This window comes from Pseudomonas sp. Pseusp16, assembly GCF_047324915.1.
GTDB classification, from domain to species: Bacteria; Pseudomonadota; Gammaproteobacteria; order Pseudomonadales; family Pseudomonadaceae; genus Aquipseudomonas; species Aquipseudomonas fluorescens_CD.
In genome coordinates this window covers 6,554,317-6,572,345 of the sequence record NZ_CP168522.1, presented here as the reverse complement: position 1 = coordinate 6,572,345, position 18,029 = coordinate 6,554,317, and the positions used below count along the sequence as shown (strand labels likewise).

At 59.1% G+C, this 18,029-nt stretch carries 14 protein-coding genes; 8 read left to right on the top strand and 6 right to left on the bottom strand.

The window, feature by feature from the left end:
• Window positions 1–229: 229 nt before the first annotated feature.
• On the bottom strand, window positions 230–2,185 hold the full coding sequence (acs, locus tag ACEN8Q_RS29855; RefSeq protein WP_111279962.1) for an acetate--CoA ligase: 1,956 nt from the start codon (window positions 2,183–2,185) through the stop codon (window positions 230–232).
• 471 nt (window positions 2,186–2,656) lie between these two features.
• Here acs and ACEN8Q_RS29850 point away from each other — a divergent pair, with 471 nt between their 5' ends.
• From ACEN8Q_RS29850 to ACEN8Q_RS29835, 4 genes are all read left to right on the top strand, one after another.
• Entirely contained in the window at window positions 2,657–2,920 is a 264-nt protein-coding gene (locus ACEN8Q_RS29850) for a DUF2790 domain-containing protein (RefSeq protein ID WP_413428873.1), read from the top strand.
• Window positions 2,921–3,109: 189 nt separating this feature from the next.
• The gene (locus tag ACEN8Q_RS29845; RefSeq protein WP_413704125.1) at window positions 3,110–3,385 is read left to right on the top strand and encodes a hypothetical protein; all 276 of its coding nucleotides are present in this window, start codon (window positions 3,110–3,112) and stop codon (window positions 3,383–3,385) included.
• Between the two features lie 529 nt (window positions 3,386–3,914).
• On the top strand, window positions 3,915–5,162 hold the full coding sequence (locus ACEN8Q_RS29840; RefSeq protein WP_008022799.1) for a ribonucleotide-diphosphate reductase subunit beta: 1,248 nt from the start codon (window positions 3,915–3,917) through the stop codon (window positions 5,160–5,162).
• A gap of 358 nt (window positions 5,163–5,520) precedes the next feature.
• Window positions 5,521–6,084 (top strand): Bro-N domain-containing protein, encoded by a 564-nt coding sequence (locus tag ACEN8Q_RS29835; RefSeq protein WP_413427352.1) that lies wholly within the window; start codon window positions 5,521–5,523, stop codon window positions 6,082–6,084.
• A 138-nt stretch (window positions 6,085–6,222) separates the two neighbouring features.
• Here ACEN8Q_RS29835 and ACEN8Q_RS29830 read toward each other — a convergent pair whose 3' ends face one another.
• The 3 genes from ACEN8Q_RS29830 to ACEN8Q_RS29820 form a co-directional block, all read right to left on the bottom strand.
• Window positions 6,223–7,320, bottom strand: a complete 1,098-nt coding sequence (locus ACEN8Q_RS29830; RefSeq protein WP_413704124.1) for an HNH endonuclease — start codon at window positions 7,318–7,320, stop codon at window positions 6,223–6,225.
• A gap of 196 nt (window positions 7,321–7,516) precedes the next feature.
• The gene (locus ACEN8Q_RS29825; RefSeq protein ID WP_413704123.1) at window positions 7,517–11,020 is read right to left on the bottom strand and encodes an alkaline phosphatase family protein; all 3,504 of its coding nucleotides are present in this window, start codon (window positions 11,018–11,020) and stop codon (window positions 7,517–7,519) included.
• Between the two features lie 59 nt (window positions 11,021–11,079).
• Entirely contained in the window at window positions 11,080–12,855 is a 1,776-nt protein-coding gene (locus ACEN8Q_RS29820; protein WP_413427349.1) for a SulP family inorganic anion transporter, read from the bottom strand.
• A gap of 119 nt (window positions 12,856–12,974) precedes the next feature.
• Between ACEN8Q_RS29820 and ACEN8Q_RS29815 the strand changes: the two genes are divergently transcribed.
• Both ACEN8Q_RS29815 and ACEN8Q_RS29810 read left to right on the top strand, forming a co-directional pair.
• A complete protein-coding gene (locus tag ACEN8Q_RS29815) occupies window positions 12,975–13,940 on the top strand; it encodes a hypothetical protein (RefSeq protein ID WP_413704122.1) in 966 nt (321 codons plus the stop codon).
• 120 nt (window positions 13,941–14,060) lie between these two features.
• On the top strand, window positions 14,061–14,378 hold the full coding sequence (locus ACEN8Q_RS29810; protein WP_413427347.1) for an XRE family transcriptional regulator: 318 nt from the start codon (window positions 14,061–14,063) through the stop codon (window positions 14,376–14,378).
• Window positions 14,379–14,524: 146 nt separating this feature from the next.
• On the opposite strand, the gene ACEN8Q_RS29805 is transcribed toward ACEN8Q_RS29810, so the two are convergent.
• Window positions 14,525–15,583: an MBL fold metallo-hydrolase gene (locus tag ACEN8Q_RS29805; protein ID WP_413704121.1), complete on the bottom strand. Its 1,059-nt coding sequence runs from the start codon at window positions 15,581–15,583 to the stop codon at window positions 14,525–14,527.
• Between the two features lie 216 nt (window positions 15,584–15,799).
• On the opposite strand from ACEN8Q_RS29805, the gene ACEN8Q_RS29800 reads away from it, so the two are divergent.
• Window positions 15,800–16,411, top strand: a complete 612-nt coding sequence (locus ACEN8Q_RS29800; protein ID WP_413427345.1) for a TetR/AcrR family transcriptional regulator — start codon at window positions 15,800–15,802, stop codon at window positions 16,409–16,411.
• Window positions 16,412–16,535: 124 nt separating this feature from the next.
• A complete protein-coding gene (locus ACEN8Q_RS29795) occupies window positions 16,536–17,069 on the top strand; it encodes a DUF1003 domain-containing protein (protein WP_413427344.1) in 534 nt (177 codons plus the stop codon).
• Between the two features lie 6 nt (window positions 17,070–17,075).
• On the opposite strand, the gene ACEN8Q_RS29790 is transcribed toward ACEN8Q_RS29795, so the two are convergent.
• Window positions 17,076–18,017 carry a LysR family transcriptional regulator gene (locus ACEN8Q_RS29790; RefSeq protein WP_413704120.1) on the bottom strand — a complete coding sequence of 314 codons (942 nt, stop codon included), beginning with the start codon at window positions 18,015–18,017 and terminating at the stop codon, window positions 17,076–17,078.
• Window positions 18,018–18,029: the final 12 nt, after the last annotated feature.

Sequence of the window (18,029 nt, the reverse complement as noted above, 5' to 3'; positions counted from 1 at the left end):
GGTAACAGTAGGAAAATGCCGACAGAGGAACCCGATAATTATTGGTAGATGTTGCTGTAGTGCCTGCCAAACCGCCTTCGCGAGCAAGCCCGCTCCCACACTTGACCGTGTTCTGGCAAACGACTCGGTCAAATGTGGGAGCGGGCTTGCTCGCGAAGAGGCCAGACCAAACAACAAAAAACCCCACCAGACTCGCATCTGGTGGGGTTTCGATGACGCCAAACGCTACTTACGCAACATTCATCGTCTTGTGCGTATCAATCAAATGCTGCACCACACCCGGATCCGCCAGGGTCGAAATATCCCCCAACCCCTCATACTCAGCCGTGGCAATCTTGCGCAGAATCCGGCGCATGATCTTGCCCGAGCGGGTCTTCGGCAGCCCCGGCGCCCACTGGATCACATCCGGTGAAGCAATCGGACCGATCTCTTTACGCACCCAGTTTTTCAGCTCCAGGCGCAGTTGCTCGCTCGGCTCTTCGCCATTTTTCAGGGTGACATACACATAAATGCCCTGCCCCTTGATGTCGTGCGGCACACCGACCACAGCGGCTTCGGCGACTTTCGGGTGAGCGACCATCGCGCTTTCGATCTCGGCGGTGCCCATGCGGTGGCCGGACACGTTGAGCACGTCGTCCACGCGACCGGTGATCCAGTAGTAACCATCGGCATCGCGACGGGCGCCGTCACCGGTGAAGTACATGCCGCGGAACGTCTTGAAGTAAGTGTCGACGAAGCGGTCATGGTCGCCGTACAGCGTACGCGCCTGGCCTGGCCACGAATCGAGAATCACCAGGTTGCCCTCGGCCTCGCCCTCGACGATGTTGCCCAGGTTGTCCACCAGCGCCGGCACCACGCCGAAGAACGGACGCGCCGCAGAGCCAGGCTTGAGGGCGTGAGCCCCCGGCAGCGGGCTCATCATGTTGCCGCCGGTTTCGGTCTGCCACCAGGTATCGACGATCGGGCAACGGGATTGGCCGACGTTCTTGTAGTACCAGTCCCAGGCTTCCGGGTTGATCGGCTCGCCGACCGAGCCCAACAGGCGCAGGCTGCTGCCGTCAGCGCCTTCGACAGCCGCCGTGCCCGAGGCCATCATGGCGCGGATCGCGGTCGGTGCGGTGTAGAGGATGTTGACCTTGTGCTTGTCGACGATCTTCGCCACCCGGGTGATGTCCGGGTAGTTCGGCACGCCTTCGAACAGCAGCGTGGTCGCACCGTTGGCCAGCGGGCCGTAGACGATATAACTGTGGCCGGTGACCCAACCGACGTCGGCGGTGCACCAGTAGATTTCACCCGGACGATAGTCGAACACGCGCTCGTGGGTCATGGCCGCGTACAGCAAGTAGCCGCCGGTGGTGTGCTGCACGCCCTTCGGCTTGCCGGTGGAGCCGGAGGTGTAAAGGATGAACAGCGCCTCTTCGGCGCCCATCTCTTTCGGTGCGCAAACGGTGCCGGCCACTTTCATCAGGTCCTCGAACCAGATGTCGCGATGCTGGTTCCACTTGATGTCGCCACCGGTGCGCTTGCACACGATGACTTTCTGGATGCTGCTGGTTTCCGGGTTGGTCAGTGCGTCGTCGACGTTGGCCTTGAGCGGGATCTTCTTGCCGGCACGAATGCCTTCGTCGGCCGTGATCACCACTTTCGAGCGGCAGTCGATAATGCGACCGGCCAGGGCTTCCGGCGAGAACCCGCCGAACACCACCGAGTGAATCGCGCCGATCCGGGTACAGGCCAGCATGGCGACCACGGCTTCGGGGATCATCGGCATATAGATAGTCACCACGTCGCCGCGGTGCACGTCCTGGCCACGCAGGGCGTTGGCGAACTTGCAGACCTGCTCGTGCAGTTCGCGGTAGGTGATGTTGCGGCTTTCGGCAGGGTCATCGCCCTCCCAGATGATCGCGACCTGATCGCCGCGCTCGGCCAGGTGACGGTCCAGGCAGTTGTAGGAAACGTTCAGGGTACCGTCGGCGAACCATTTGATGTCGACATGGTGATCGTCGAAGGAAGTCTGCTTCACCGTGGTGAAAGGCTTGATCCAGTCGAGGCGCTTGGCTTGCTCGCGCCAGAAGCCGTCCGGGTTGACGACCGACTGCTGGTACATGGCCTTGTAGGTCGCCTCGTCGGTCAGCGTATTGGCCAGAACCTCGGGACGAACGGGATACAGGGAAGCCGCACTCATCTTTCTTACCTCGGTGGAATAGTTGTTTTTGTATGACCCTGTTGTAGCCCGGGCCGGGCCTATAGAACCATTCGACGATGGTAGTAACAAGCCCCTACAAAATGTCGTGAATAGCTCTACTCCGCCCACAGCTCCCTGTAGGAGCGAGCCCTGCTCGCGATGGTCGTCAACGATAACGCGCCCAACCTGACACCCCGCGGAGCCCTCAGGTTCATCGCGAGCAAGCCCGCTCCTACAAAAGAGAAGAGGTTATTCGGGGATTGTTACAGGATCTGTCAAAGGTGTTTATCAAAACCACGTCTATATGAACGTATCCGCCCCCCCTAAAATCTGCCACGCCAACCCGGCAACCTGAGTTAACCAAGTTACAGCCCCCACGAAGGCAGTTAACCCAAATCCAGTAGTTCAGCTCCACACGCAACCCCAAAAAGGTTGCGTGAACCCACTCGACCTTAGAAAGGTAAAACTCAAATGAAAGCTTTATTGGTTCTGGCCCTCAGCAGCGTGTGCGTAAGTGCCATGGCAAGCGAGGTCCCGGCTGATGTCGCGCAGCAACAACCACCCATTGAGGAATACACTTACTCGATGAACCTGGACATCGCCAAAGTGATCTCCATGAGCGAAGCCCCGAATGTTTGTGAAGTTGTGCCAATGAAAATGGAATACGAAGATTCCAGTGGTCAACGGCATATCCTGCGTTACAGCGCGATGGGCAACGGCTGTTCTAACGGCTGATCCCTGCTTCACCCCTCCCCGGAATAGGTTCGACCCACCCACCGCAATCAGGTAGATGAAGCGCCGAACCTTAATAATCGAATAAATCGATTATTTTAAGCATTTATTTGCGCTTTTTAATCGAAATAGTCGGCGTAGTATCAATCTCAACCCAAGACAAACAACGCCTTCGAAACTGGAGCAACGACCATGAAAACCCAACTGATCCTCGCCCTGACCCTCTCCGTGCTGGCTGCCAACACCTTCGCTGCCGATGGTTACGACCGCACCGGCTCGGCCGTGTACACCAGCGAAGCCTCTGTCGCTTCCGACGGTTACGACCACACCGGCTCAGCGTCCTTCGCAGCCGATGGCGCAGACCACATTGGCGCAGGCAAACTCGCTGCCGACGGCGCTGATCACACCGGCGCCGCCCGCCTCGCCGCCGATGGTGCCGATCACATCGGTGCCGCTCGCCTGAGCTGAGCCGCCAGCGTGACTTCATGGCCCGACTTCGGTCGGGCTTAGTTGTGTCTGGAGCCTGAGAAAACCCCACAGAAACACAAGATGTAGTGAAAAAAGCCTTTTTTGGTTATTTCTTGAGCAAAAATAATCCAGGGCAAAAAATCACGAAAAAAAATCTCCCCCCCGCCAACATCGTTCAAAGCCCTGTAAACCCTCGCTCTGACCGAAAAACGGTCGCCGTCGACCGATCCGTGAGCCATTTCGTCGCACCACAGCACGCAAAACTTCCCTATAATGCGGGGGTTAAACGGGCCTGCAATATTCCCTTACAGGGATGAAAAGCCAGTCTGAAGCCTCGCACAAGCGATCAACGCTTGCTGCGCCCATCAGTGGCTCTCGGAACCCCGTACAAAATTCTGTTTGATGCCTGCGTATAGCTGCTGCAAAAAACGATTCCTTTAGATCCAACGCGGCCAGTAAGGCCGTGTGAAAAACCGACCTATCCAATTTCACACGGGCACACTGGCCCTCACGCAGGAGACGACACGTCATGCTGAGCTGGGACGAATTCGACAAAGAAGACACGGAAGTAGCAGTCAAGAGCGCCAACGCCGGCCACGCCGCCGAAGCCAACATGGACCGTCTCGACAGCGCTGGCGGTGCCGCCGCCCTGGAAGCCCGTGCCGTGACCGCCGCTGACTCCGCCGCCGTTGCCCGCGCCAAGGCCGCCCTGGACTCGCTCGACGTCGCCGAAGGCCTCGCCGAACTCGAAGGCGCCTCCGCCCGTGTCGCCGTTGACGAAAAGCGCATGATCAACTGCCGCGCCGACCTCAACCAACTCGTACCCTTCAAGTACGACTGGGCCTGGCAGAAGTACCTGGACGGCTGCGCAAACCACTGGATGCCGCAAGAAGTCAACATGACCGCCGACATCGCCCTCTGGAAAAACCCGGAAGGCCTGACCGACGACGAGCGCCGCATCGTGATGCGCAACCTCGGCTTCTTCTCCACCGCCGACTCCCTGGTTGCCAACAACCTGGTCCTGGCCGTGTACCGCCTGATCACCAACCCGGAATGCCGCCAGTACATCCTGCGCCAGGCCTTCGAAGAGGCGATCCACACCCACGCCTACCAGTACTGCATCGAATCGCTGGCCATGGATGAAGGCGAAATCTTCAACATGTACCACGAGATCCCGTCGGTCGCTAAAAAAGCCACCTGGGGCCTGAAATACACCCGCTCGATCTCCGATCCGAAGTTCGAAACCGGCACCGTCGAAACCGACAAAGAACTGCTGCGCAACCTGATCGCCTACTACTGCGTTCTGGAAGGCATCTTCTTCTACTGCGGCTTCACCCAGATTCTCTCCATGGGCCGCCGCAACAAAATGACCGGCGTCGCCGAGCAGTTCCAATACATCCTGCGCGACGAATCCATGCACCTGAACTTCGGCATCGACGTGATCAACCAGATCAAAATCGAAAACCCACACCTGTGGGATGCCGAAATGAAGGAAGAAGCTTCGCAGATGATTCTGCAAGGTACTCAGCTGGAGATCGAATACGCACGTGACACCATGCCTCGCGGCGTGCTGGGCATGAACGCGGCGATGATGGAGGACTACCTGAAGTTCATCGCTAACCGTCGTCTGTCGCAGATTGGTTTGAAGGAAGAGTACCCAGGGACGACTAACCCGTTCCCTTGGATGAGCGAGATCATGGACTTGAAGAAAGAGAAGAATTTCTTTGAGACTCGGGTTATTGAGTATCAGACTGGTGGGGCTTTGAGCTGGGATTGATTCCTGAGCTAGCCGCGATTTGACGACTTGAATCGACAAATCGAACATCTGAAAGCCCCGATCTGATCGGGGCTTTTTTGTAGGGTAGGAAAACACCTACGAGCAATCTCAGTAGTAGCTAAACCGCCTACAGAAGATCCAGCACATTCTGTATTGAGGGCCACTCCAAGCAGCTCTAAACTTTATTGCAAGCGCCTAAGAAACGCCCAACGTAGAAGCAACTTCATCACACAGAATGCATGCTGGCATCCGCCATGCCTGCGCAATCCTGTGTGTAGGAGAATCGCTTGTTGGGATTTCTTAGATCCTCTACGTCGGGCTCTGGCCCTTTTCAACTTTATACGTAGAGGTAATGGGTATGCCTGCAGATACTTCACACCGATCAGTAATCTCTGATCCTTTCCATCCAATGATCTTTACCCTCCATAACCTACCGCTCCATGCCCTCCTGCTGGAAAATCAACCGTGGTTCTGCGCCCGTGACATTGGCCGCTTGATGGGTGTCCATCTCAGTGATCGCATGGTCAGCAAACTGGATAAGGATCAGCGCTGTATCTTGTGGATTGAATACTTCCGACAGCCACGGAAACAGCTAATGCTCAGCGAGTCCGGTGTATATGCACTATTGGTGTATCACTATGTCCCTGCAAATCGATTGTTACGCGAATGGCTGACCAATCAGGTTGTGCAGGCCTTACGCGATGCCGCGCAGCCTTATGCTGCGGATCGACCGATGTTGAGCTCGTTGGACTGGCCGGAAATGTCGTTAAATCTGCTGCACTGGCGCGGTGAAAGTTGGATTCGGCTACGGGACATGCCTTACCTGTCAGACGATCAAACGCAGCGACGGGTGTTGATAGCTAAGCCTTGGTGGCGGAAGGTAGCCCAAGTGCTTCAGTCGTCGAAGCGCACGAGGGACTAAGGACAGTCTGTAGGAACGAGAACGCATGGGTTTCCTACAATAAGCACTTCACTAACTGTCCTCATTTCCATAACCAGCAATTCGCAGCCTCTCAATATTTGCAGGCAACAGACCTCACTGCCTCGGCACACATTTCAATCAGCCTTCAATTGCTTCCAACCGCTGCTTCAGCTTCTTATTCACCAACGCTCCATGTACTCCAGAATGAATTTCCCGATGGCAACTTGGGCACACGGCTCCCACATAGCGCGGGTGATCTAACCCACCATCTGAGAGCCGGTTTACGTGATGCGGCTCTAAGTAGGGGGTGCCATCCTTTTTCATAAAAGGAGCCGGCCTCTCACAGCTCTCGCATTCGCCCTTGGCGCGCATCAGCACATAGTGCGCAACCTTCCGGCTGCGCTGATAGATCTTACGCGGAGCGGATAGCCCCAAATCATCGCTGCTAGGCTTACATGCAGCCAGCGCAGCCAACCGCGCCGCAGCCAGAGACTCGGAAAGGTCAGCCTCATCTTCATCCTGTTCTTCAGCTTCAATTAATTCACCAGGAATACCCACAGGGACTAACCGAAAAACAATCGCCGTCCGATCTTGGCCACTCACATCCGGCTGGGTCCGCTCAAACATGTCGGCGCAAGAAAACTCGCCCATGTATTCGTTGCCTTTACCTTTGCCGAGAGACTTAAACAAGTGCAGCGCTCGGCCATCCTCGGCATGCTCAGCGATGGCCCGGTTGCCTCGGATCAAAGTCATCGACCCACGTTGTCCTTCACCGGTATAAAGATAGGCACCGTTGTCCCAATCGTCGGCATACCCGTATTGTTCACCACTATCGCCTGTGAACAAAAATATCGCAGGGTAAGTTGCGGATGCTGCAATGCCGCTTTGCAGGCTCCCACCGAACGGTCCATTGATCTCGGTTTTTCGGTCGTAAACAGCCTCCTTCGTGAACTGCAAAACAGGCTCGCCTTCTCCACGCGGTAACTCCACAACAGTGAAGCCTCGCTTTTCTAGGTAACTGTTGGTTGGGCGCCCACCGGAGAATTTTCCTACAGCAATGCCAGTTGCCAGAGAGACGATTTTCTTCGCCGGATACAGTTCACCGCCCGAGTGAACGGCGTAACGGTGAGCTAGGTTTTTTTCCCAGCCCTGCCACTCGTGCTTACTCCGAAATTTACGATCAAACTCCAGCAACGCTTTGTCTATTCGTTCCTTCGAAACCGCTTTGATCACCACGAGTGCTGTCCTTATCGACAATGGCTGTAGGAAAATTCCTACACTCACCAAAGTATCAAAGGGTTTCAATTTGTTATAGGGCGAAAAGCCACTATTTCTAAGCGCTATTGCTCAATAGCGGGCAGCGGTGGAATAGACCAGCCGCTGTTCGCCTGCTACATCAATCTCATTTCTCCCACGACAATACTCTGCGCCCTCACCTCCCCAACCCACTAATCCGCCACGGACACACCGCCGCCCTAACCCCACTAGGCCCAACAATCTCCGGCGTCTGCCCCAACGACCTCGCGCTCAACACACTCCCCACCCGTTCAATCAACTGATCAAACCCCAACGTCGCATCCTCCTGATGCAACTTGCGCAGTTGTTCGACCAAGAAATAAGTGAAGGCGCCGTAGTGGTTGGAGCCCACCACATATTCGCTGGCCTTTTCGTTCTCCCGCGCAGCATAGAGCATCAGCGGCATGTAGGGCCCGTGGTGGCCGTAGAGTTTGCCTTGGCGCAGCAACTGGGCTTTTTTCTCGGGGCGCAGGCCGGTGGCGGCGCCTTGGGTGGTGCGGGTGCGGGTGAGGCCGCGGGTTTTGTTGTCTTGTTCGCTGAAGTCGCGGCGGTCGGCGTCGGTGGCGTAGACGCGGCGGTCCCAGTCACCGGCGTAGGGGTCCCAGCGCAGCATGCGGTGGCGGATGTCGCTGGGTGGGGTGATGCCGCGCACGCGGCCGTTGCCGCGGGTCATGCCGCCGGCGTAGCAGCAGTCGAACATGACGGTGAGTTTGGCGCCGTGGCCGTCCGGGTCGAAGGGCAGGTGGCTGTAGAACTGGCGGAACAGTTTGTCGGTGAAGTGGGTGCTTTCGTCGTCCCAGTCGAAGTCGTGGAGCACCAGGGTTTCGTCCATGCAGTCGGCTTCGCCGCTGCTGCTGTAGACCGGCAGCTGGGTGCCGTGGCCGGAGTAGAACAATACGCGCTCGTCGCCAGCACGGGCGCCTTCCACCAGCCATTCGAGGCGTTCGACGAAGTTGGCCCGGGTCGCTCGGGCGTCGTGGAGCAATCGGATGTCGCCGGCGTCGTAGCCGCTTTCCTGGAGCATACGGCTGATCAGGTAGGTGTCGTTGATGCAGCCGTCGAGGCGTGCGCTCGGGTCGAGGTAGTCGTTGATGCCTACCACCAGGGCGCGGCGTTTGCGTTGTCCGCTGCGGGACAGGAACGCCGGCACTTCCAGCGCTCGCGCCGCCACCACATCGCGGGCCAGTTGCGGCCACAGGCCGGTCTGGCTGGTGGGTGAGGACAAGTAGGCCTGGGCGGCGTGATTGAGGTCGAGCAGGTCATCACGCAGCGGCACGCTGAATTCGGTTTGCAGGTCGACCCGCGCTGAATCCGGCGAGGTGATCGGCCGGGTCAGCAAGCCGTCGTTGGGGTTGTGGAGGTGGAACCAGCGGCGGATGCCTCGGCCGTTTTCGCTCAGGCGCAGCACCCGCCCGCCCCACACTTCGCGCATCACCAGCGGCAGTGCGATCGGCGAGCCGAAGCTGACGAACACTCGGCCATCGATGCGCTTGAGGGCCGGACCTTTTTTTGCCACCGAGCGGCGCAGGGCGTCGTAGCCGATCAGGCTGCCCAGCCCTTGGGCGAAGATGATCTGCGGATTGAATGCCTCGACCTTCGCCAACAGATATTGCGTCAGTTCAGTGCGCAACTCGGCGTCTTCAATCCACTGCACGATAGCGCCGACGGTGGTGCGCAACATCTGGTTGACCGGCAGGCCCCAACTGCCGAAATTCTCGTCAGCCTTGCCCCTGGCGTCGGCGCTCAGCATCGCCAGGCCGCGGGTGATCTGGGCGAAGTCAGGCCCCTCCTTGAGTTGCTCGTCGAAGGACAGGAAGTCGATGTCCTGGTCATCGATGGGGCGACCGTTTTGCGCCAGTTGAGTGCGGATCAATGTGCGCCATTGGTCCTGCCAGTTCGCATCGATGCCGCCCTGCCCCTGGCCGGCTGGCGTGTAGCCGACACCCGGCAGGCACAGGACGCGCAGCCGCGTTGGCGCAACTTCCGCTCCCGGTTCGGCCAAGGCTTTGCTGGCAGGCACTGCAACGGGGCGAACCGTTTGCCCCTGGGCGGTGACCATCAAATCCTGCAAGCGCCGCAGTTTCGCCTCCAGGCTGTCGGCACTGGGCGCGGCAGGCGTGAGCGCGGCCTGAGCCGGATCAGCCAGGGCGCGGCTGCGGTTGCCGAGAAAACCGCTGACCCATTGGGCGCTGCTCTTCCAGATCTGCTCTGGGTCGAGGCCATCGAGGTAACCGGTGGCGCTGTCCACTACCTGCCGACTCTGGGTCGCCAGTTCGGACTCGATCAATGGCAACCCGACGCGACTGGGCACTACGGTGGCCGCCAACTTTGGCGCAGCCGTTACGCCCGGTGCAGCACGCCAGATTGGCGCGTTACCGAAGTGCTGCGCGGCGATCACCCGTGGACCGAGGGCGCTACGTGGCAATTTGAAGTGATCGCAAAGAAACGCCAGCAAACTGGTGTGATCGTAATGCTGCGCCTGGACGCTGCCCGTCCAGGGAATCAAGCCTGGCTTGAGCCACGGTGAAGCCAGGATCGCCGGCACCCGAACGCCGAGGCGGGTGAATGGATTTTTCCATGGGACATCGACCGTTGAACCAGTCGCCACGCAAGTCGGCGGCACCACGTGGTCATGGAAACCGCCATGTTCGTCGTACAGCAGCACGAACAGGGTTTTGTTCCAGACAGCGGTATTGGCTGACAAGGCGTTGAACACCTCACCGACAAACTGATCGCCAAAGCGCAAATCTTCGGGTGGATGATGCGACACATTGGGCCCGAGTTTGCCGTTGAGCAGGCCATAGCTCGGCTCGATCCAGGACAGTTCGGGGAGCTTGTCACCGGCGACGTCCGACTTGAAGTCGTCGATGCTCAGGTGCTGCAAACCACCCTTGACCAGCGCCGCCAGCGGGATCGCGCCATCGGAATAAATCCGCGCGTCGTGGCCGTTGTTGCGCAGCAGCGAAAAAATACTCTCGCCGCCGAACTGTGCAATCAGGCTTTTGACGCCAGCCAGCACCGTGCCCGTGGAGGGCATCAGCAAGTGACCATTGCAACTGCCGAGCATGGCAAAAAAACGGTTCGGCCAGGTGGGGCCTGGCACCGAGGAAAACCAGCGGTCGCACACGGTGAAGTTACGCGCAAGTCCGTGGATGGCCGGCAGCGTATCCTTCGCTGGCGTGGCGCCGAACGGGATGTAGTTCATCGCCCGTTGGGCCATGGACTGCGACCAGGTCTTGTACACCTTCAGGTCGCTGCGGGCCTTGTCGTAGGCGTCCTGGGCAAAACCGGCGAGCGTGGGGTTGGCCGGGCTGGTCTTGAAGGAGACGCCCAGTTGTTTCTCTACATTGACGAATTCGTGGCCAAGGTCAAAACCCTCGCTGTTGCCCGGCGGCAGCGCCGGAGGCAGAGGGGGCGGCGGCGCCCACAGACTGTAGTTCTCCGGGAACTCCGATGCCTGGGTGATCACCGTCGAATTGCCATTGGCCAGCTTCAGCAGGTTGGTGCTGGGCGCCTTGCGGTTGATACCGTCACACGCGGCATTGATGCTTGTGTAGTCCCCCAGCAAATGGTCGAACGAACGGTTTTCCATCATCAGCACGACGACGTGCTCAATCCCGGCGGGCCAGTTGTTCGGCATGGTTCGCTCCTTGATGTGAAGTCTCTATTTCGATCTCGCGGGTTTCACGACAATCCCTTTCATTCATCTTCCCGCTCCCTGTAATCCATCTGGTAATTCGCCACATAGCTGTCCACAGCCGTCCCGATCGTTGGAAAAAATGCTGTCTCCCCCAGCCGCGCAAACAACCCGAAGCGCTTGAGCTTGTCCTTGACCGGATCCTTCATCTCGGCAATGCACAACTCGATACCTGCCGCGTGCAGCGTGTCGTCCAGTTCGGCCAACATGTCGGCGGAGGTCACGTCGACGCTGGTGACCGGCTCTGCGGCGACCACCAGCCAGCGCACGGGGGTGGGCGATGCTGCCACGGCGTCCAGCACTCGGTCGCTGAACAGTTCGGCGTTGGCGAAAAACAACGGCGCATCCCAGCGAAACAGGACCAGGCCGGGTATCAGGCGCGCGTCGGGATAACGCTTGATGTCGTGGTAACCCTTGACCCCATCGGCGCGCCCCAATACCGCTGAATACGGGCGCCAGCCATCCCAGAGGAATTCAATGACTGCAATCACGATGGCCAGGCCGATGCCCTCGATCGCGCCGAACGCGGCCACGCCGACCGTGCAGACAATCGATAGCCAGCATTCCCAACGCTGGATGCGATAGATCCGGCGCAGGTCGCTGATCTCGATCAGGCCAATGGCCGAGGCGATCACGACCGCCGCCAGTGCGCTGGATGGCAGGTGTTGCAGCAGGTCCGGTGCCACCACCAGCAGCAAGGCCACCGCCAGTGCGCCGACGACGCCGGTCATTTGGGTCTTGGCACCGGCGGCCTCGGCCACGGGCGTACGTGACGAGCTGCTGCTGATCGGGAAACCCTGAAAAAATCCGGCAGCCAGGTTGGCGATACCGAGGCCCACCATTTCCTGGTTCGGGTTGACGTAAGTACGGGTCCGCGCCGCGTAGACACGGGACAGCACGCTGGTGTCGGCGAACGAGACGAGTGCGACGGCGCAGCCACCGATCAAGACCGGGACGATATCGGCGCTGGTGATCCAGGGGATGGCGAAGCCGGGCAAGCCTTGCGGGAGCGAACCGAGGACCGACACACCGGCGCGTGTCGCAAGGTCGAGTACACCGACGGCGACCGTCGCGCCTGCCACGGCGATCAGGATGCCCGGCAATTGCGGTCTTCTTTTGAGCAGCAGGATCACTGCCAGGGTGAGCCCGCCGACCGTGAAGGTGGTCCAGTTGACCTTTCCCTCCATCACCGCCGAGGCGATGGCCCACAGGCTACTCAACGGACCGCCAGACTCGATCGAAAAACCGAACAGTTTGGGCAGTTGGCTGATCAATACGGTCAGTGCGATGCCGTTCATGTAGCCGTAGCGGATCGGCTTGGACAGCAGCTCGGTGATAAACCCCAGGCGCGCGATACCGGCCAGGATACACACCGCTCCCGAGACGATCGCCATCATCCCCGCCAGGGCGACGGCTCGCTGCGGGTCGCCGCCGGAGAGTGGAATGATGACCGCAAGGATGACGGCCACAAGGGAGGAATCCGGCCCCATCACCAGAATCCGGCTGGGGCCGAACAAGGCATAGAACAGCAGCGGAACGATAGTCGCGTACAGGCCATAAATGCCGGGCACGCCCGAAGCCACCGCATAGGCGATACCGACCGGCACCAGCATCGTGGTCAGCACCAGGCCGGCCACGATGTCGTAACGCAACCATGCCGATTGATATTCGCGCAGCATGCCCAGGCCCGGTAGCCAGCGGCGCCAGCCGGTCTGTTCATCCCGGCGTGCTATCCGGCCCGGCTCCGGGAGGGGCGGCGAAGCATCTGATTGGCTCATGAAACCGCTCTCTTTGATGGACTGTGCAGACCCGGCGATACCGAAGTGATCTCAGTGTAGCTATTGCTTCGAATGCGCCATCACTGGAAGCTGCTCGCATAAAGGACCTGGAACCCGACATGAAATTCGACCTCGCCTACTGCCTCAGACTCAACGACAAGTTGTCGATCTATGACGTTCGGGATCTGAATTTCGACGAGACGATGGCGTTCGATTCGGCCAGGGAGCATTTCCAGTGCCCCAACGATGTCTGTCGTTTGGCGTTCGATGCGAGCAATGAGCTGGGCACCTTCAACGCGAAGAATGTGAATTACGTGCGCACGCCACACTTCAAGAACCTGCCGAGCACGCGGCATGTCGAGGGGTGTCCTTATGCGAGCCTGAAGACACCGGCGTCGGGTGTGGAGGATGCAGAAACGGATGACAGTCGCGAGGAACATTTCCCATCGGAACTGTTGCTGACTCGACGCGAGTATGTGCGCAAGCCGTTCAGCCCGAAGGTCGCGGCGGATGGGGGGCGGGATGAGTCGTTGACGTCTTCGGCGGCAAGCAATGTCGAGCAACCGGTCAGGGAATCGGCACCGGACAAGACCAGCATCTTCGCCCACCCGGTGGAGTGTTTTGTGTCGAACTTCGACGACAAGGATTTGCTCAAGCGCGTGCCGCTGAAGATTGGCGAGCACACCGCGCCCTACGGGTCGTTTTTCAAGAAGATCGAATACCTGCAGGACAACAAGGGGCTGATTTACTGGGGCAAGGTCAAGGAGATCAAGGACTACACCCAGAGCTTTCGTATCGACTTCGAGAAGAAGGTCTGGCTCGAGAAGAAGCCTTACTCGGTCAATGTTTACCTGAGCAAAAAGCTGATCGACAGCTACCGCAAACGCAAGGCGTTCCTGGAGGAGATCAAGCACGCCATCGAGAGCGGGCGGGAGTTGTACTGCTTCTTTTATGGGGTGACGCCAGAATTGAAACAGGTGCCGAGCAAGAAAAACCCCGAGCAGACGTTCGGCGTGTTCAGCGCCAACATCGAGAATCTGGATCACTTTATCGTGCGGGAAGCGCCGGGGTTGGCGGGCAAGTAAGCGCAGCGCCGTTCGTCTGCCTGAAAAGACAAATCAAAAAATGCGTTTGATCCGGACTCAAAACAACTGTACAAAAACACAGTATATTTTGAACCAACACTCTCGAGCCCGGAGAACACCATGGCCTCTCAAGCGATGAAAATCACCCTGGAACGTATCGCCCTCTTCCAATTCACCCCGACCCACTGCGCCCAGGCCCGAGCGATGCTGGGCTGGAGTGTGGAAGAGCTGTCGCGGGAGTCCCGGGTTTCGGTGGAGGCCATTCAACGTTTCGAGGCACGCCAGGAAGTGCTGGATGTCACGCGCCTGGCGCTGGCCTATCGGCTTGAAGCCGAAGGGTTGGTGTTCTTCCCGGGGTTTGCGCCGGGCCGAGGGATGAATGTGAAAGGGTCTACGCCGAATCCGGTTGGGCGCGCGGATTTTGCGATGGTGGAGTGAGCCAACTCATCGACTGACGATAAATGCCCCCCCTGTAGGAGCGAGCTGGCTCGCGATGGACGTTAACGATAACGCGTGCTGTCTGAATGATCGCGTTGTCCAGATTTTTTTCGCGAGCAAGCTCGCTCCTACAGGGGCCCATCACTCTACGCGTTCTGCGCCACCACCCGATCACTCTCCCCTTCCACCGCCAGCCACCACGCACTACCGCGCTGCGGATGCATCAGATTGAACGCTTCTCCCATCTGCGGAGTGGTGATCGATACGTTGCGCTCCCAGGCCAGGGCCAGGATGCGGTCGAAGGGTTCGTACCAGGCGTGCATCGACAGGTCGAACGTGCCGTTGTGGATCGGCAGTAGCCAGCGGCCCTTGAGGTCCAGGTGGGCTTGCAGGGTCTGTTCGGGTTGCATGTGCACGTGCGGCCAGTCGACGTTGTAGGCGCCGGTTTCCATCAGGGTCAGGTCAAACGGGCCGTACTGTTCGCCGATGCGTTTGAAGCCGTCGAAGTAGCCGCTGTCACCGCTGAAGAAGATGCGCGTGTTGCCATCGATCATCACCCACGAGGCCCAGAGGGTGCTGTTGCTGTCGAACAGGCCACGGCCGGAGAAGTGCTGCGATGGGGTAGCGATGAACTGGATGCCATCGACTTCCGTGCCTTGCCACCAATCCAGTTGGCGGACTTTGCTGGCGTCGATGCCCCATTTGATCAGGGTGTCGCCTACGCCCAGCGGGGTAAGGAAGTGTTTGGTCTTGTCCGCGAGCTTCAACACCGCCTGATGATCCAGGTGGTCGTAGTGGTCGTGGGACAGGATCACCGCTTCAATCGGTGGCAATTGTTCCAGGCTGATCGGTGGCTGGTGAAAACGCTTGGGGCCGGCCCATTGCACGGGCGAGGCCCGCTCGGCGAAGACCGGGTCGGTGATCCAGAACTTGTCGCGCAGCTTGAGCAACACGGTGGAGTGGCCCAGGCGATAGACGCTGTGGTTGGGCGCTGCGATCAGTGCGGCTTGAGTCAGGGCTTGCACCGGGACGGGCGCGCTCGGGCGGGTGTTTTGCGGCTTGTGGAACAGCGCGTTCCACAGGATGCCCATGGTTTTGCCAAAGCTTAAACGCTGAATCGGCGTGAAGTTCTGATACTGCCCTTGAGCCTGTCGGGACGCTTCGGGTGTGGAGGCGTTGTCCGCCGGAGAGATTGAATTGGCCATGTCTGAATGACTCCAGAAAAACCGCGCATGACGCGATTCTCCGCTTTGGGACGATAAATGGCCAAGGCACGCACGCATCAGCCGGGCTTTCTATTTTTTACTGGGCAGGATTAACAAAACATTACACTGCACAGTGTAGTTTCTAGGTTGCATCAAAGTCGATGACAAGTAAACTACCGAGTGTAATTCTCCCCTTTTTCCTGCCGAAGCGTACTTATGACAGCTCCACAGCGCCTCACCGACCGAAAACGCCAAGCGATCATTCAAGCCGCGATCAACGAATTCCGTGACAACGGTTTCGAGATCACCAGCATGGACAAGATTGCTGCCACTGCCGGCGTGTCGAAGCGCACCGTGTACAACCACTTCCCCAGCAAGGAAGAGTTGTTCGCCGAGATCCTCAATCAGTTATGGACCCGGGTAACGGCAGAACAGGAAACGGCCTACCGTCCCGACCTGCCGCTGCGCGACCAATTGCGCAGATTGCTGATGGCCAAACTGCAAATGTTGGGCGATGACAATTTTCTCGACCTGGCTCGGGTGGCGATAGCGGCGACGATTCATTCCCCGGAACGGGCGCAGGACATGGTGGCGCGAATGGGCGAACGCGAAGAAGGGCTGACGGTATGGATTCGCGCCGCTCAGGCCGATGGCCGGTTGAAAGCCATTGCCCCTGATTTTGCCGCGCAACAGGTGCAGGGGCTGCTCAAGTCTTTTGCATTCTGGCCGCAGATTTCCATGGGCAAGCCGGGCTTGCCACCCGAAGAACAACACCGGGTGGCCGAATCCGCGCTGGACATGTTTCTGGCCTGCTATCAGGTGTCATAAATGACAACGTCGACGGCGGTGTCGAACGATTGATGGCGCTGATTTGAACGGTACATGTGTTTCAGAATGAAACTGGCGCTGAGGCTATAGTGAGCCTCAGTCCCGGAGACAAACAGAGAGCATCATGACCACCACGAGCCAAGCAACCGCAGCCCCCGTCGATCACCTGCGTTTCCATCGCCCCCATGCCCACCTGGCGCCGACCTTTGGCAATGACAAGTTTGCCCTGCGCGCAGAAGCCTTTGCCCGATTCTTTGGCACCCCGACCTTTCTTGGCGCACAAACACTGATCGTGGTGGCCTGGGTGTGCCTCAACCTGTCCGGTTTCACCCACTTCGACGCGTACCCGTTCATCCTGCTCAACCTGGCTTTCAGCCTGCAATCGGCCTATGCCGCACCATTGATTCTGTTAGCCCAGACTCGTCAGGCCGCGCGGGACAAAGCCCAGACCGATGCCGATGCGCAGCACCGCGAAGCGCTGGCGATCGCCAACAGCGAACGACAGGCAGAAGCCGCGAAAAACACCGCGCAACTGTTGGAGCTGCTTGAGCAGAACACCCGCCTCACGGAGATGACCAAGGCCCTCACCGAGCGCATCGAAAACCTGACCACGGAAATGCATCAACACTTCGTGCACAAGGATGAGCCAAAAGCCTGAACGGCTTCACGGCAGTTTCAGCGCCCGCCCCAACTCGTCGAACAAGGTGACCACCGAGCGCAACGCGCGGCAGTCGGGACGGGTCAGCAGCCACAGTGCGGTGTCGTATCCGTGCAACGGCTCGCCCAGCGGCTGCAGTCCGTCGCCGATCAAAAAGTCCGGCAATGCCGCGACGCCCAGCCCCGCCCTGACCAGCTCGGTAACCGAAAGCATGCTGTTACAGCGATAGCCCGGCGTTACACCCGGCAAGGCCTGGCGACGCCAGGTAACGGTCGGGTGATCGGGCAGGAAGTCGTCCGGAGCGATCCAGGTCAATGAGACCAGGTCTGTGGTGTTGACCGATTGCAGGTATCGCTCGCTGGCGCACACGCGGTAGGAAATATCCGCCAGTCGCCGTCCCACCAGGTGCTCCGGTGGCGATCGGGTCAGGCGCAGGGCGATATCGGCATCCCGACGGCTGAGGTTGGCAAAATCATTGGACGTGCTGAGTTCGAGCGTCAGCGCCGGATAATTCGGCATGAACTGCGCCAGCGCCGGCAACAGCAAACCTTGCAGGACCGAATCGGTACAGGTCAGGCGCACGATGCCGCTGATCACTTCACCGCCCTGCTCCACACCGATGCGCGCCGCCTCCAGCGCCTGCTCGGCGCGCTCGGCCTGTTCAGCCAGGGACTGCGCCAGGGTGGAGGGCAAGTAACCGGCGCGGCTCTTTTCGAACAGTTGCTGACCCAGTGCAGCCTCCAGCCGGCGAACCGCTCTAAACACCGTCGAGACATCCACCTTCAACAGCTGTGCGGCCCGGGCCAGAGAGCCGCCGCGTACCAGCGCAAGGATCAGGGCCAGGTCCGGGTAGTCCAGTCGATAGTGCGTGGCTGCATTGATCACTTGGGAAAACGCCAATATTGAGTGCGTGAACGCCAATCTATAGTGGGCACCAGGAATCAACAAGTGCAGAGGCCA

Coding starts and splice junctions, on each gene's coding strand:
- ACEN8Q_RS29810 (WP_413427347.1), top strand. CDS start 14,061: ATGGCCTCTCAAGCGATGAAAATCACCCTGGAACGTATCGCCCTCTTC.
- ACEN8Q_RS29815 (WP_413704122.1), top strand. CDS start 12,975: ATGAAATTCGACCTCGCCTACTGCCTCAGACTCAACGACAAGTTGTCG.
- ACEN8Q_RS29820 (WP_413427349.1), bottom strand. CDS start 12,855: ATGAGCCAATCAGATGCTTCGCCGCCCCTCCCGGAGCCGGGCCGGATA.
- ACEN8Q_RS29795 (WP_413427344.1), top strand. CDS start 16,536: ATGACCACCACGAGCCAAGCAACCGCAGCCCCCGTCGATCACCTGCGT.
- acs (WP_111279962.1), bottom strand. CDS start 2,185: ATGAGTGCGGCTTCCCTGTATCCCGTTCGTCCCGAGGTTCTGGCCAAT.
- ACEN8Q_RS29800 (WP_413427345.1), top strand. CDS start 15,800: ATGACAGCTCCACAGCGCCTCACCGACCGAAAACGCCAAGCGATCATT.
- ACEN8Q_RS29840 (WP_008022799.1), top strand. CDS start 3,915: ATGCTGAGCTGGGACGAATTCGACAAAGAAGACACGGAAGTAGCAGTC.
- ACEN8Q_RS29850 (WP_413428873.1), top strand. CDS start 2,657: ATGAAAGCTTTATTGGTTCTGGCCCTCAGCAGCGTGTGCGTAAGTGCC.
- ACEN8Q_RS29805 (WP_413704121.1), bottom strand. CDS start 15,583: ATGGCCAATTCAATCTCTCCGGCGGACAACGCCTCCACACCCGAAGCG.
- ACEN8Q_RS29845 (WP_413704125.1), top strand. CDS start 3,110: ATGAAAACCCAACTGATCCTCGCCCTGACCCTCTCCGTGCTGGCTGCC.
- ACEN8Q_RS29825 (WP_413704123.1), bottom strand. CDS start 11,020: ATGCCGAACAACTGGCCCGCCGGGATTGAGCACGTCGTCGTGCTGATG.
- ACEN8Q_RS29835 (WP_413427352.1), top strand. CDS start 5,521: ATGCCTGCAGATACTTCACACCGATCAGTAATCTCTGATCCTTTCCAT.